Genomic DNA, 14,681 nt, shown 5'->3' on the forward strand with positions numbered 1-14,681 from the left:
GGCCGATAGACTTTACCTTCGCGCCCAATAAGTAACGGCTTGCTCAGATAAAAACTGCTCGGCATTTTGCCCCTGTAATAATGCTAACGTTGCTAACATACCGGCTTGAATACATTGTGGCGCCAGGGCCGTAATCGATCTTGGAGCTTGCTCTATTGGCCAGCCAGTTAAGGCATTAAGTACATGGCTATAACGTTTACCCTTTTTAGCTAAATAACGTTTACTATCGCCACTTGTTGCCAAAGCGCCATGATGCAGGGCAACAATGATGTCTTGCTTAGTACTTACTTGCTCCGTATTTCTTTGGTCAGTATTTATTTGGTCAGTAACACTAGCTCGGTCATTCTCCTCTGGTGCTTCAATAGCAACTTGCCAAGCTTTATCCCCTAATCTAGGCCCTGATACGGCTAAATCACCACCAAGATTAACTAATACCGGCAGCGCTGTTATTTGTTTACTGAGCAATATAGCGCGGTCTACAGCATACTCTTTACCAAATCCGCCAAAATCAAGCGCCATGCCTGCGGGTAACGTAATACTATTCGGTTGAAGTACAATTTTATCCCAACCAACAAAAGGTAATATTCTCGCGATATCCGCTGAAGTCGCGATATTTTCACTGCCGTCAAAGTACCAAATTTGATTTAGAATACCGGCACTGATATCAAATAAACCACCACTGAGCTGATAACATTGCTGAGCAAAGATTAATAACAGGTAAGTTTCTTCATCAATAGTAATGCACTGCCCTGCACTGTTATTTATGTGGCTACAGACACTGTCTTTATTATAACGACTATATTTATCTTCAATTCGCCACACTTCATCACTGACAAGCTTAGTAATTTTTTTTACCAAGTTAAGCTCTGTTGTTTGAATGAGTATTTCACAAGGACTGGCCATCGCGTGAAAGGTGGCACTATAACCTTGCTCTTGGGCTTTGAACGATAAGCTACGCGGGCTGATTAGATTGTTATTTTTCATTATCGTTACTGTTATAGATTGAAGATTGAAGGTTGATGGTTGAATTTTTTACTTTTGACCAGTTGCCATAAATTCATCATAAAAAGGAGTAACTTATTTGCAGAATGATCGCTTGCACAACTGGGTACACGGTTAAATTTTCTAAACCAGCCGGAACATCAAAACCTGCGTTTGTTGGCGTTTGTTGGTAATACTCTAACCTTACTGAAAAATCATTACCATTATTGAACGTGAAGCCATACTTTGCCCCCAGTGTGATGGCATGCATTTCACCAATACGATAATCGGCACTGACGAAACCTTGGTTTGTCTCAAGACCATGCCCAGTAAAGATATACGGCTGATAAAATTCAGCTGCACTTTGTTGATAATAGCGCAGGTGCGGCTGCAGATAACTTTGCTTACCAAACCAATTGCTTAATGGAAAATACCAAGTGCTATCGAAGGTATGCGATTTTATTTGCCAATCATCCCACATATAACGATAAGAAAAATCTACTACGCTGTTGAATAATCCCTGATCAAAATGATATTTAGCTTGGCCAAAGATACTTTGTTTACGCCGTTCATCTGGGCGCTGCTCATAGATATAATCCTGAGTTATGCCTTGCTCATTTAAGACACTGACAATTTTAAAGGGATCGGTTAAATAACCACTCACTGTAGAAAAAGAATAGTTAAACTGGGTGATCATTCTCCGGTTAATCACTTGGCTAAAGCCCAGTAAGATATCCGTAGTATATTTATTATCACTACTGGCTATTCGAGTGTGCGCGAACTCCTCATCCCAACTGGGTGAATTGCTGTCACCAATAAGCATAGATTCATGGGGCTTAGGAATACCGCCTATCGGGGTAAACGTATCTTGAAAGTGACTAAAACCTAAAGAAATAGTTGAGTTTTTCTTATCAAAGTCGACCGCCAAGTTAGCATTTATGCCGAGAGATAAATAATCAAACTCTTTGGATAAATGCCCGCCGACACTGGCAGTATAATTATCAGCGATTGGTTGAGTCCACTGAGCATTGAGTTGTACTCGAGTATCTTTAAAAGTGTCATCAAGTGGCGTATCGCCAACAGGGGTAACGTACTGTCCATCACCCGAGGGGCGAGTAAACGTTTGTGCTTGACCTTGTGCCACCGCGCCATTGGCGGAAGCACCGGTTAAACTGTCAATAGTCAGTTTAAAATTCAATACTTCATCATTAATAAAAGTTCTATTGCCACTAATGATGACCTCTGCAGCTGTGACTCGGTCTGCTTCAGAATAGAATAAAAAGGCACTATCAATTTGCCAGTCTTTTAACACTTGCGCTTTGGCATCACCCACAGCCGTGGTAGTGCCCAATAAGGCGCCAGCAGCCATAGATAAAGCCGCTTTGACATTGATGTGTTTTTTGGCGCTTTTTCCAGACAATGAGTTCATCATTACAGCCTAACTAATAAAGGACTAATAAATAACTAATAGCTTCCCTACCCCTTAATTACAGCCACAGCCTCCGCCACCAAAACTTTTACCGCCACTAGAAGCTTCCTTAGAGAAATAAATATGATCATCTAATGCGGCATCAATCGGTGAAGAAGTTAATGCCATTGCTTTAGTGGCGAGTAAGTCGCGCTCCCAAGGCTCGACTCCCAAACTACCACAGGCAGTCAGGTTGGCAAAAATAGCGGCGAGCAAAGTACACTTTACTGTAGCTCGGTTCAAGCTAAGCAACGTTTTTAAAATGCTTCGATGACTCTTTATCATGACTTTGATTTCCTCGGGTAAAATAGTGACACAGATTAGTTAAAAAAGACCCGTAAAGTAGCTAATTTAGGTAGTAAAAAAATTAACGTTTCTTTAGCTAATAGTTACCTATATACTGCGCCGCCATGGCACCTATTAATAGCTCCACAATAATAACTTCCAAGAACCCCTACGCTTTATTGTTATTCTTATTATGCTTTTGCTTTTGCTTTATCAGCACGAGTTATGCCCAGCCCTGCTTATCAGAAACAAATATAACTGTCGCTTTATCCTGCCAACTTGAATTGGAAGAAAATAACGAGCCTAGTGAACTTTTCACCGGTCAACTTTATTTACAAAAGTTAGCAACAGCCGATAAAGCAATTAGCCAAGTCAACGTAAAAAAACTGCTACTGCATAGTATTGCTTGCTGTAACCGTGACCCACCATGTACTTCACTTTATCACAATCAGTAATCAATACTATAAGCCATCCCGCGATAACCGTTTATTCGCGCGTCAAATTTGTCCTTTTAAAGCAGAAGTTAAGCCATAGTATTTTCTTTTATTAAGAGCCCTGTTCATAGCTTAAGTTGTTATGGCATCTCTTATTGACATGCGTAGACCATTATTATGATAAATACCGTTATTATCACCCTTGTGGTCATCAGTCTGGTGATGATCATTACCGAAGATTTAATTCACCTCAACAAAGCGAAAACAACACTGTTTTTTGGCACCTTATGTTGGATCCTCATCTTTATATTCCCTACTACCCCGGATAGTGCCAGTCACACCACAGAGCAACTCAATGAATTAAATTTCATAAGTTACTTAAGTAATGTTTTCTATTTGATTATCGCTTATACGGTCGGTTATATCGGGGTTTATTTTGCTGCTACCCGCAGTCAATGATGGACAGTACCGTTTCAAATGAATTTATCTAGTACTGTCATATGAGTTGTTCTTATGAATTGTTCTTATTAATCGAAAATTTGTGATTATGTTATAATGACCATCAAGTGGTAAACATAATAATTTCATGTTTAGTTAAAATCGAATGTACAAAAATATGCTAAAAACCTCTAGCCTGATCAGTCTATTTATTTTGACATTATTAAGTCATTCATTAGTCGCTAAAGAATTATTGATGCTAACTGATGATGGCCCCCCGCACATGATTGCCGCCTCAAATAGCGGCATCGATGTAGATATTACTCGTGAAGTCTTACAATTAATGGGTCATACAGTGACGCTTGGTTTTGCCCCCTTAAAACGTACCATGCGACAAGTAGAGAACAAACAAGCAGATTTGTTTTTACCGACATTCTTCCAGAGCGACACCGATAAACTCTTCTTTTCTAAACCTATTATCAGCTATCGTCCCATAGCACTTAGTTTGAAAAAGAAAAAATTCAAATTTAACAATATCTCAGATCTTATCGGTTTGAAGATCGTTACCTTTCAAGGAGCGGCCGGTTATTTTGGTCCGGAATTTGTCAAAGCATCAAAATTTGATAGTTATTTTGAGCTACATAACATGTCAAAATTCCCAGAGATGTTGATAAAAGAAAGGTGTGACGTTGTCGTGTTGGATTACTATATATTTTACTACTACTTACAAAAATACCTAAAACAAAAAACGACTGTCGAGTTCTCTGTTAAGGAGATTGATGAATTTCACTTATTCCCTGAAGTTAAAGCCCATGTTGGCTTCCATGATAAAGCCTTACGAAATAACTTTGATACGCAATTTGAATTATATAAAAGCCAAGGAAAAGACAAAATAGTAATAACTAAATACCTTGGTGAAGTAAACCCTAAGTAATCACCTCCTTTAAGTTCAGCAGCCTTTTAAACATTACTTACTCTCTGATAAAACAAGCACTCGTTTGCCTCCAACCAAGGTTATTGAGCATGTTTTAACGGAAGTAGCACCCCAATATCCAGATTATCGCGTGGTTGACTGTTGATTAATCTGATTAAGGAAGTAATTTTAGTACATCTAATCAAATACTTAGAGGAGTGCTCGAGAATTATTTTACTCGTTAATTCTCGCACTAAATGAGAACAAGTAAAATAGCTGCTATCTACTAAATCGTTATAGCGGGTATCAATTCTTAATGTCGGCCAAAATAGTAAAGTTAATACAAGTTAAAGAGATGACATCTTGCCTTCCAATTTTTTTAATAAGGGAAGTGCTTTTATTAAGTTTTTTTCCTGAATCAGCACCTTAGCTTTGTTTGCATTTTTTTTAGCTTGTTCTGTTTTACCTATCGCTAAATAATAATAGGCAAAATCAATGTACCCTTGTGTGATCCCCAGAGGGCAGTTAAGTAATTCTTGGTATTCTAACGCGGAACTGAATAACTCAAAGGCTCGGTCATAACGTTGTTGATTCTGGCTGAGTTTTCCTAACATAGATTGGCTGTAGGCATAATAAAGCCAATCTTTTTTTGTTCGAGAGAGCTTGTTAGCGGCTAATATATTATCCTCAGCTTGTGCTACTTTCCCCATGCTAGCAAGAGCCATTCCTTTAAATAAGAGCAATCGAGGTTCATATTGAAGATCGCTATCCTTTTCGATAAGAGAAAGTGCTTTATTGATGGCATTTAGAGCGTCTTGTGCTTCATTAAGGTTTAATTTTGTTTTCACTAACAAATACAATGCAGTCATGTTGTTAGGTTCACTGATTAAGGCTCCATTAATAAAAGTCAGCGCCGATTCGTAGTCGTCAACTTCTAAAAACTGTACCGCCTTAGAAATGAGATCATTTTGTAATTGTTTATCAAATTTTCCAGCATCATAAGCCAACGTTTCATCAAGGCTTTGCTCTAAAGATTTTACGATTTGAGTAAAAGCCTCATCATGGCTTCTCGCGTGTATTGTTTTGGTTGTTCTATCTGTTCGGCTGTAGATAGTATAGACAAAAATCCATTCACCTGGCGTACCACCAACCGAGGTTTCGAGTACATAGGATGCTCCAGAGAGGGCGAATATATTATTAATGTTTTGACGTTTTCCTACTGGAATTCTATTGAGTATTTCAATGACATCTTCCAAATGAAAAATTGTCACACTGTTATTTGGAAGGATTTTTTTAATAACACCTTCCATTGCCCCATATCGCAGCCATTGTTGGGAGTCTGTTAAGGAACTGACATCAAAAGGCAATACCAGAATTCCTTTATGCGCTAGCGTATTATTCAACAATGAAGGGGATTTTAAGGATAATTCTTTTGGTTTAACAGAATTTGTAGTTGATACAAAATACGTAAGTGCACTACCAACTAAAATCAGTAAAGTTACTAGGCATGGAATAATGAATTTTTGTAAATGCATAGGTTTCGGCCGAGTAATGCTTTTCGCGGTGTTTACAGTTAGATGATCTACAATTTTTATTGGAACACCTGTACTATATCCTCGTCGTGGATAAGTCTTTATTACCTCAGCGTTCCCTAACTCTTTTCTGATCTCATTGATTGACTGAAAAATAACTTGGTCTTCAACAACGGTTCCTTGCCACACGGATGCCAATATTTCAGATTTAGAAAAAATTCTTTCTGGTTTTGAAGCCAATAGTAGAAATAACTGAAAGGTTTTAGGTCTTAAAACCGTGGTATTACCGTTAAACAATAGCTCGCCCGTTGTTGTATTTATTTCACAAAATTGATCACCTAAAGACACCTAACACTCCTAATAATAAAACCTGAAATTAAAACCTGAAATTAAATTTTCTAATAATAAGCTAAAACAACACTATATATACCTGTAAAAAAGAGTAAATACTTAATTTTTCATCAACAGACAATATACCGTCACAACCTGAGTTTTCACAGGCTTTAAAGCCAGTTTTAGCGAAATTATAGAGAACTTATAGCATTCATCAATGGTTTTTAAGTGCTAATCATTCAAATATGACCTAACGAGTCTTGAAGGTAGGATTCAAAAAAATTAAACAACCATTAGGAATGAAGATATGAAGAAGTTGATTTCAAATAAACGGGCGTTAATAGTACTGGCTGCATTTTTTTCTGTGAATGTTAATGCATTCGAAAACCTAAATACAAACTTAGATCATGGTCAAAATAGAGCATTTATTGGTGCAAATATATTAAACCCCAATTTAGATATAAGCATATCGAATGCTACTATTTTGGTGAGCAAAGGCAAGATTGTTAAAATACAGCCACACTCAGAAGAAATTCCTGAGAGCTATTCAGTAACCAATATAGAAAATAAGTGGGTTATCCCAGGACTCATTGATGGGCATGTCCACTTGTCTGAATCAGGTGGAGCATTCACTCGTCCAGATATGATCGATGCAACCAAAATACAAAATTACGAAGAAGACCAGAAATGGCTTTTGGCCAATATGTCTTCAATGCTACAAAAATATACCGCACTAGGTATTACAACTATTTTTGATATGGGCGGACCATCGGAATACATAGAACATTATCGAACATTAACGAAGCAAGGTATTTATCCAGACATCTATGCAGCGGGTGCATTATTAGCGCCAATGGAAGTACCAAAACTTAATGTAAATGGTGAAATATTTACAAAAGTAACCAATGCACAAGAAGCAAAAAAATTGGTTGAAAGTCAATTGGCGTTACACACTGATATTATAAAAATAGTGTGGGCTCCTCACGGTGGTTTTACAACGGAGCAGTTGTATTCGATGTATCAACCCGCCATAGCATTAGCCAAACAACACAATAAAATTGTCGCGGTACATGTTCAAGATCTTGAAAATGCTAAAAGATCGATTGAAGCCGGTGCAGATATCTTGGTACACGGGGTCTTAACCAATGACATTGATGATGAATTTATTAGTTTAATGAAGAAATACAATGTGACTTATATGCCAACTTTATCCGCATTTAGTCACTACATCGAAATATTTAACAATGAATTACAATTTACTGAATATGAAAAACGTCATGGTCACACTGAAATTATAAACTCTTTTCAGCAGCTAATGAGCAATGTCAAAGATACTGGCCAAATGTTTCAAATGTTCCTAAAATATATACCGGAAGTTGATAGTACCGCAGACGAACTTGCAAAATTTTCTGCTCGAGAACAATCAATAATCAAACAATTAGGTACTATGTTTTCATCTAAATCTGTAAATAGCCAAAAGAATAATTTGAAAAAAATCATCCATTCAGGGGTAAACGTAGCTTTGGGTACAGATGCTGGAAACCCGGGGACATTACATGCATCATCATTGGTGGGTGAAATGATCGCATGGCAACAAGCGGGCATTTCGAATAAAGATATATTAAAAGCCGCTACCTTTGGTAATGCCCAAGCGTTAAACCTAACGGACACAATAGGAACCTTGATATCCGGAAAAGATGCAAACTTTGTCGTGTTAGACGCTAATCCATATAAAAACCTAACAACGCTATCAACGCCAGTAATGACAATTAAACGTGGAAAAATTGCTTACATAAATGGCAGTGAACACGATGGAACACACTAAAGTTGCGTTATTTTTAGTGTCCATTTTGTTCGTAAACACAGCTGCCAGCGTACCGGCACAAGTACACGGCCCATCCTCGGATGAAAACTATGACCAACACGTCCTTGTGTAACCAATGACCTTCTTAACATCGCTCGCCAGGAAGCTGGCGAAGGTCACAATGTAATGATTGTCATTGATTATATTACTTATACTCGAATATCATCAGGTTAACCTGGTTTCTCTGAGCACGCTTTTGCAAGTAGTGGGCGGTGATATTCGGGCGAATATAAACGAGTTTGTGTAAAAGACTGTTGAGCGAAGTTCCGCTTTGGCAAATCAAGTGCTTGTAGTTTATCGTGCCTTAGCTTTCTTGCGTGTATTTTTAACTTAACAAATTATAATGATAAAATATAATTTTCAATGACTTACGCTAAATTTTGGATAGAACTAACCCTTGCCCACTCAGCAAATAGGCGTTCTCTGAGAGTCATATAATTATTAGCCCTCATTAAATGGCGACCAAGCCTGAACAAGTTGTTGACCACGCCATGACAAGAGAGAAAACGCTGAGCCTGGCCTTGAGTCTTGAACCGCCTCATTTGTTTTTCCTGTTGCCTTGTCGGTTGATGGGACAATTCGCATCGGTTATTCTCATACTACTGAGTTGAATGTTCGGTGCTGGGCATCAGCTCTCGCTTTGCTGCCGAGTAACTACGTAGTTTATCTGTCACTATTTTCAGAGGCGAGGCTTGCTGACCCTTCAGTAGCTTTTTAAAGAATCGACTGGCTGCCCCTTTATTTCGGCGCTTCTGTACCAATATATCAATTTCATCACCATCTTGATCCACGGCACGCCATAGATAGTGAAGCACACCATTGATCTTGATAAAGACTTCATCGAGAAACCAAGTGTCACCGAGTTTCCCTCTACTTTTCTTGATCTGGTTACAATATCGGTTTCCAAACTTAAGGCACCAATTCCTGACAGTTTCGTAGCTAACGGTGATCACTCTGGCGGCAAGAAGCTCCTCAATATCACGGAAACTTAAGGGAAATAGATGGTAAAGCCAAACTGCGTGACTGATAATCTGAGCCGGATAACGGTAACCCGAGTACATATTAGTATTTTTCATGTTCAGATTATCTCATAGTTTCATGTGTAGTCGATAAGTTGACAGTATCCTCAGAGTGTCTTCAGTGATAATATCTTTATCGTAAAACGTTTTTATTTCTCTAATCGCTTCGAAGTATCTTTCTAGAGCAGCTTGCTCGACTTTTTTTAATTCTTCTGTTTCTTTCCATAGATCATTTAGCATATTTATTCCAATATAAAATCAAAGGTCAATTTAATTAGGTCATTTTCCCTCTCTTGCTTTATGTAAAATCATTATTCTTTAATGGCTGTATCTAAGATTATTTTTTCCCAAAGCGGTTTGTCGAAATTTATTTCGCATATTCTGCAAGCAACTTCTGCATAATCAATAAATTTATAATTCCCGAATATAAAATTGGATTTTTCATTAATGATTTTACTTGTATGAAATAAAAGGGGAATAGCATCCATTAATAACAAGCTGGTGTAGTGCTTGACCGCAAATATATTGCTACCCTTCTATTTCTTAAATAACTTCTCTATTTCAACATCTCGCTTTTTAACTTTTCAGCAGTAACAACGAGCATATTTTTCAAATTTGAGGAAAATAGTCTTTGTTCATATGATAGGACTTATTGTACTAATGTAAAATCACAGGCATATTCACACAAAGAATCACAATTTATTACAGTTCAGACCTCGGTATACATTTAGTATATTAAGAATAAACATTATCTAAGTAGGTCTATATGGAATTAAGTATTGAGCAATATAAACAAGCTTTACAAACTGACGGCATACTTAAAGGTAATAACCTCGAATTACTGAGTATCCTTTATGAAGCACCTAACTGCGAAGCGTCTGGTTATCAAATTGCAGAAGTCCTTGGTTACAATGGCTTTCAACCAGTTAATGCAGTCATAGGTAAGTTAGGTAAGAGAATAGCCCTACACTTTGGATATGCTAAGGATGATATTAGAACCGAATACTCAGGCTGGTGGCAAATGGTCGCTAACGGAAAATATAGTGAAGATAATTTTGTGTGGTCATTAAAGAATAATTTCTTTGATGCGTTAGTTGAACTTGACCTATTACAAACAAATGACTCGTTTATTTTCCCTGAAGTAATATCAGAAAATGATACTTTAACCGAAGGTAGTAAAAAGACAGTTACAGTAAATGCATACGAAAGAAGCCCACTCGCACGGAAGTTATGCATTAAACACCACGGTATCTCTTGCTCAGTATGTGATTTTGATTTTTCTGAAAAGTATGGAAAACTAGGTGAAGGCTTTATACATGTTCATCACTTACTCCAGCTATCCGTTATTCAAACAGAATACATAGTTGACCCTATTAAAGACTTAAGACCTGTATGCCCTAATTGCCACGCGATGCTACATAAAACAAAACCAGCTATCTCTATTGAAGAACTAAAAGGCATCATCAGTAAATAATTTACATGTGGTCCTATGCCACTTTTACAAAAAAATCAATAAGATACTTGAAATCAAAGTGACCAAAAGAAGGGTAAGTAATCTCATGAAATATTTATATCTATACAGTAATTTTGGACTATCTAAAAAAGAAAAAGAAAAGAAAAAGAAATTACTAGCCAATTTAGGTATGAACCTCTGTTATCAAGTAACTGCTTTATCAAATTTAAAATACCTGCAGGATTTTGCTTATACAATTCCAGCGGCACTGGTTGACGAAAGATGCATAGGGAAATTTAAGCCATACATGTCTGCGTATTATCACTTAGGTAAATGGCAAGACAACCAAGTGAAGAAAGACACTATATTAAATAAAATAAATTATCACGGGAAAAATTTTGATGATTTTATAACGGCAGTTCTTCTCGACTTAAAAAAAGAGAAGCTGTTAGCAAAATCACATAAAGAAAAAGAAACCACTAAGGGCAAGAAAACAGGTAAGAAAACCATAAAATCACTTCAAGAGAGAGAAAGCGAGTTAAAAAATATTTTGGATGCAAGGGCTCCCGTCACAATAGGGTTGGGGATAGAGCCGACTTTCAAAGCCAAACGAATACAATCAATCGATGTAATTAAAACAAAAAGCGAAATAGAAAGTTCAGAAGAAAAGCGAATGATTTATTCTGCTGCAGGCTTCTCAATGTTAGGAGCATTTACAAGAAATTAAGATACTAAACTTGGTAAGAAACCTGATGTATTAGTAAAGAAAATAACTGATTGGTTATAATCTTCTTATCTAGAGCAGTAATACCTTTATCTAAAGAATCATAAACTCTGTATTGTATATAATCTGCAAGCGCATAAAGTAAGTAACACCCCTACTTATTGTACTCACCCGCCATTACTGGCATATTCACCCCACAATTAAGCCTAAAGCACCATAATGAAAACAATAATCACCGCACTAATCGCAACTTTAATCACCGCCCACCCTAGCGACCAACCAAGCAATCCACTCATTTAGTAAAGCTAAAAAGATATTAGAAAAGCAGGTTTACAACAATCACCGCACAACACTTTATTGCGGTGCGACATTTGATGCTAAGAAAAAAGTAACACCACCCAAAGGTTTCACGACGACTAAATATGTTAAACGTTCAAAAAAGATAGAATGGGAACATGTTGTACCGGCAGAGAACTTTGGTCGTACCCCTAGCGAGTGGCGTGATGGCCATAAACAATGCATCAGTAGCAAAGGTAAAGCATTTAAAGGCCGTAAGTGTGCTGAGAAGGTAAATACTGAATATCGCTACATGCAAGCGGACATGTTTAACCTTTACCCTGCAATCGGTGCTGTTAACTCCCTAAGAAGTAATTATAACTTCACCATGTTACCTGGAGCTAAAAGTGACTTCGGTAGTTGCGCAATGAAAATAGATAGCCGCAAAGCTGAACCACCTAAAATGGCTAGAGGCCGCATAGCTCATACGTATCTGTACATGAGAGGCGCTTAGAAGCGATATAGTATGAGCAAATCACAACGACAACTAATGAGTGCTTGGGATAAAATGCACCCTGTAAATGCCTCGGAGTGCGCGAGAGCTAAGAAGATAAATGCTATACAGAAGAGTCAAAATCATGTGGTGAAGAGTCGATGTGATACTGGTGGTATTTGGTAGTATAAATGGCTAATGAATAAATCAAGCTACCAGTTAACTAGGTCTTTCGGTCAGCCGAAACTGACGAAGCCTATCTTTGCAGCGCGATTTGAGTCTTTATTGGCTGTAACAGCAGCTTGATGCTGCTCTTCAATCATTTTAGAGGGAATGTCTAACGTGGTTGTTTGGCTTTGGGCTGAATTACTTGTGCTTGGGTCGAATTGTTCTACGGTCATATTGCGCTCTGCTGCTTTAACTGGCTCAAAACTACAGGTTAAAGCGTCATAAGTGGTGAATTAACTGCATTTATTACAAGATGAATATCTTCGCTAGGGTACTTTAGTTCAGATTTGCTTCTCTTTTAGCTCTAGCTTCCTCAATTTGAAATATTATTTTATCCCTTTCAATCACTGCTACCTCAATCTCTACTGGACCGAATAACTTAGCAAGTCTTTTAGAGTGCTTTACAGCTAAATCTTTATCTCCATAATGCATAGCAACACGAAACCACACGTAAGCTTGAAATTCGCCTTGATGAAATGCACCACCTTTTTCAATTATTTTAGCTACCTCTATTTGAGCAGAAGAGCTACCACCGTATGCAGCTGACTTATATTTTTTAAAGTCTTCCTTATAGAGCTCAATTGCGACTTCATCATGTTTACGGTAAGACTTATATTCTGATACATATATTTGGTGTTTTGCATCTGAACTACCCAATTCAGCACCACTTCTGTACCAAATGAAAGCTTTTTTAATGTCTTTCGGCGTACCTTCACCAAACTCGTGCATTAGCCCTAAGTTATAATGAGCCATAGCCAATCCTTGACTAGCCGCTAAAGTAAACCACTTAATAGCCTCTTTATAGTTTTGTTCAACACCATCACTATCAGCTAAACTTGCACCAATATAATTCTGGGCTTCAGCATAATGTTGCTTAGCTGATTTCCTGTACCAAAAAAGACTTAGTTTAGAGTCTTGGGTTACACCATCACCCAAATCATATCGAGTACCTAAATCGTATTGAGCTTTAGCGTCACCCTGTTCAGCTAACTTAATAATTTCAGGTAGCTCAGTTGAAAAAGTCGCAAGAGGAAACAATATGCTTATAACAGTCAGCATTACTAGAGCGCCTTGTGTTAACCTTTTTAATAAAAATCCAAACATAAAATAGTTCCTAATAAATTAATCGTTATCGTTCATGAATGCCCAAACTAATGCACCAACCCAGCCGAGAAACATCCAACCTAAACACAAATTAAGGATTAGTATTGCTTTAGCATTACGATGATTTCGCTTTGAAGCAACAATTGCTGGAATGAAATACACCCATAGAGCAAAAACAACTAGTACTATGATTAAAATAATTTCCATAAGCCTCCCGTCACGATTCCTTGAACTTTAATAAATAATTTTTAATGTCAATTTCACCACATAAGTCGGCATACTCTATAAATTCTATGAGCCTTGTATCATGTATTTGATATTTGTTATCTTTAATAAATTCAAAATCACCATTTAAGATGGCACTTTTAATTCTGGGTGCTATTGGTATACCAATAATTAACGACTCAATCTCTTCATATTCATAATATGAACTTTTAGATTCAACATATTCGTCTAAAGGAGCAGTAGAATTTTCATTATTACTTTCTTCCAGTTCAATTGTTGATTCTTTATCGTCCTTTTCTTCCAGTTCAATTGCTGATTCTTTATTGTCATAAGTTTGAATGTCCTCTTTCTTAAATAGACGTAAAATACGCTTAAATATGAACAAAAAACTATAACTACCAACAACCAACACAAGTCCATTGGTTAAATTAAAAGCCAACATTTGCTTATTATCAAAACCAGCCGTATTAGTAAGTTCACTAGGCCCCCAACCAGATAAAGCACTAGTTAATATGGTCATCACTACCATTAATACCTGAACACCAAGCCAACAAAGTAGAGATATCATCAATAGTGTTTTTAGTGAATTAAAAGCACCTTTAAATATTTTTGATAAAATAGATAAATCGATCGGAGTTAACTTGGGTTTAACATTTGTCGAATTTATATCATCCCTCAATGATTGAACTCTATATTTTACATATAAGGAATCAGCGATAGCTAAATCACCATTAGAATCTGCAATAGCCTTTAGCCATAAACCTTTTTTCTTGTTTTCTTGCTGTAACTCATCAGAAACTTGCTCATAAAGCTTTTCTTCATCTTGCCTCTTTTTTATTTTATTACTTCTCATATTACCTCTTTAATAATCAAGATGATTATTAACTACAAATTAAAGAGTGGGAAATACA

General features: G+C 37.0%; 13 protein-coding genes and 2 pseudogenes. 6 read left to right on the top strand and 9 right to left on the bottom strand.

The features are described 5' to 3' along the window. Nucleotides 1-12 precede the first annotated feature (12 nt). The 3 genes from F580_RS0117325 to F580_RS0117335 all read right to left on the bottom strand — a co-directional run bounded on the left by F580_RS0117325 (nucleotide 13) and on the right by F580_RS0117335 (nucleotide 2,734). Nucleotides 13-984: an FAD:protein FMN transferase gene (locus F580_RS0117325; protein WP_019029016.1), complete on the bottom strand. Its 972-nt coding sequence runs from the start codon at nucleotides 982-984 to the stop codon at nucleotides 13-15. 76 nt (nucleotides 985-1,060) lie between these two features. Next, a complete protein-coding gene (locus F580_RS0117330; protein WP_019029017.1) occupies nucleotides 1,061-2,410 on the bottom strand; it encodes a DUF3570 domain-containing protein in 1,350 nt (449 codons plus the stop codon). 54 nt (nucleotides 2,411-2,464) lie between these two features. After that, on the bottom strand, nucleotides 2,465-2,734 hold the full coding sequence (locus F580_RS0117335; RefSeq protein ID WP_019029018.1) for a DUF4266 domain-containing protein: 270 nt from the start codon (nucleotides 2,732-2,734) through the stop codon (nucleotides 2,465-2,467). A gap of 611 nt (nucleotides 2,735-3,345) precedes the next feature. On the opposite strand from F580_RS0117335, the gene F580_RS0117345 reads away from it, so the two are divergent. Continuing rightward, nucleotides 3,346-3,627 (top strand): hypothetical protein, encoded by a 282-nt coding sequence (locus F580_RS0117345; protein WP_019029020.1) that lies wholly within the window; start codon nucleotides 3,346-3,348, stop codon nucleotides 3,625-3,627. 145 nt (nucleotides 3,628-3,772) lie between these two features. Further along, nucleotides 3,773-4,540 (top strand): substrate-binding periplasmic protein, encoded by a 768-nt coding sequence (locus F580_RS25655; RefSeq protein ID WP_019029021.1) that lies wholly within the window; start codon nucleotides 3,773-3,775, stop codon nucleotides 4,538-4,540. A gap of 326 nt (nucleotides 4,541-4,866) precedes the next feature. Here the strand turns inward: F580_RS25655 and F580_RS0117355 are convergent, their stop codons facing one another. After that, the gene (locus F580_RS0117355; RefSeq protein ID WP_019029022.1) at nucleotides 4,867-6,399 is read right to left on the bottom strand and encodes a winged helix-turn-helix domain-containing protein; all 1,533 of its coding nucleotides are present in this window, start codon (nucleotides 6,397-6,399) and stop codon (nucleotides 4,867-4,869) included. A 292-nt stretch (nucleotides 6,400-6,691) separates the two neighbouring features. On the opposite strand from F580_RS0117355, the gene F580_RS0117360 reads away from it, so the two are divergent. After that, on the top strand, nucleotides 6,692-8,209 hold the full coding sequence (locus F580_RS0117360; RefSeq protein ID WP_019029023.1) for an amidohydrolase family protein: 1,518 nt from the start codon (nucleotides 6,692-6,694) through the stop codon (nucleotides 8,207-8,209). 407 nt (nucleotides 8,210-8,616) lie between these two features. Here the strand turns inward: F580_RS0117360 and F580_RS24870 are convergent. Then, nucleotides 8,617-9,324: pseudogene (locus F580_RS24870) on the bottom strand (IS6 family transposase). Between the two features lie 709 nt (nucleotides 9,325-10,033). On the opposite strand from F580_RS24870, the gene F580_RS26050 reads away from it, so the two are divergent. From F580_RS26050 to F580_RS24875, 3 genes and pseudogenes are all read left to right on the top strand, one after another. Next, nucleotides 10,034-10,741, top strand: coding sequence for an HNH endonuclease (locus F580_RS26050; RefSeq protein WP_019029027.1), 708 nt, complete (start codon nucleotides 10,034-10,036; stop codon nucleotides 10,739-10,741). An 85-nt stretch (nucleotides 10,742-10,826) separates the two neighbouring features. Beyond that, nucleotides 10,827-11,447: a hypothetical protein gene (locus tag F580_RS0117385; RefSeq protein WP_019029028.1), complete on the top strand. Its 621-nt coding sequence runs from the start codon at nucleotides 10,827-10,829 to the stop codon at nucleotides 11,445-11,447. A gap of 283 nt (nucleotides 11,448-11,730) precedes the next feature. After that, nucleotides 11,731-12,399: pseudogene (locus F580_RS24875) on the top strand (endonuclease). Nucleotides 12,400-12,449: 50 nt separating this feature from the next. On the opposite strand, the gene F580_RS26450 reads toward F580_RS24875, so the two are convergent. From F580_RS26450 to F580_RS0117415, 4 genes are all read right to left on the bottom strand, one after another. After that, nucleotides 12,450-12,614, bottom strand: coding sequence for a hypothetical protein (locus tag F580_RS26450; protein WP_019029031.1), 165 nt, complete (start codon nucleotides 12,612-12,614; stop codon nucleotides 12,450-12,452). Between the two features lie 103 nt (nucleotides 12,615-12,717). Beyond that, entirely contained in the window at nucleotides 12,718-13,545 is an 828-nt protein-coding gene (locus F580_RS25660; RefSeq protein ID WP_019029032.1) for a tetratricopeptide repeat protein, read from the bottom strand. Between the two features lie 18 nt (nucleotides 13,546-13,563). Then, entirely contained in the window at nucleotides 13,564-13,752 is a 189-nt protein-coding gene (locus F580_RS0117410) for a superinfection immunity protein (protein ID WP_019029033.1), read from the bottom strand. A gap of 10 nt (nucleotides 13,753-13,762) precedes the next feature. Beyond that, the gene (locus tag F580_RS0117415) at nucleotides 13,763-14,623 is read right to left on the bottom strand and encodes a hypothetical protein (protein ID WP_019029034.1); all 861 of its coding nucleotides are present in this window, start codon (nucleotides 14,621-14,623) and stop codon (nucleotides 13,763-13,765) included. Nucleotides 14,624-14,681: the final 58 nt, after the last annotated feature.

The organism is Colwellia piezophila ATCC BAA-637, assembly GCF_000378625.1.
GTDB classification, from domain to species: Bacteria; Pseudomonadota; Gammaproteobacteria; order Enterobacterales; family Alteromonadaceae; genus Colwellia; species Colwellia piezophila.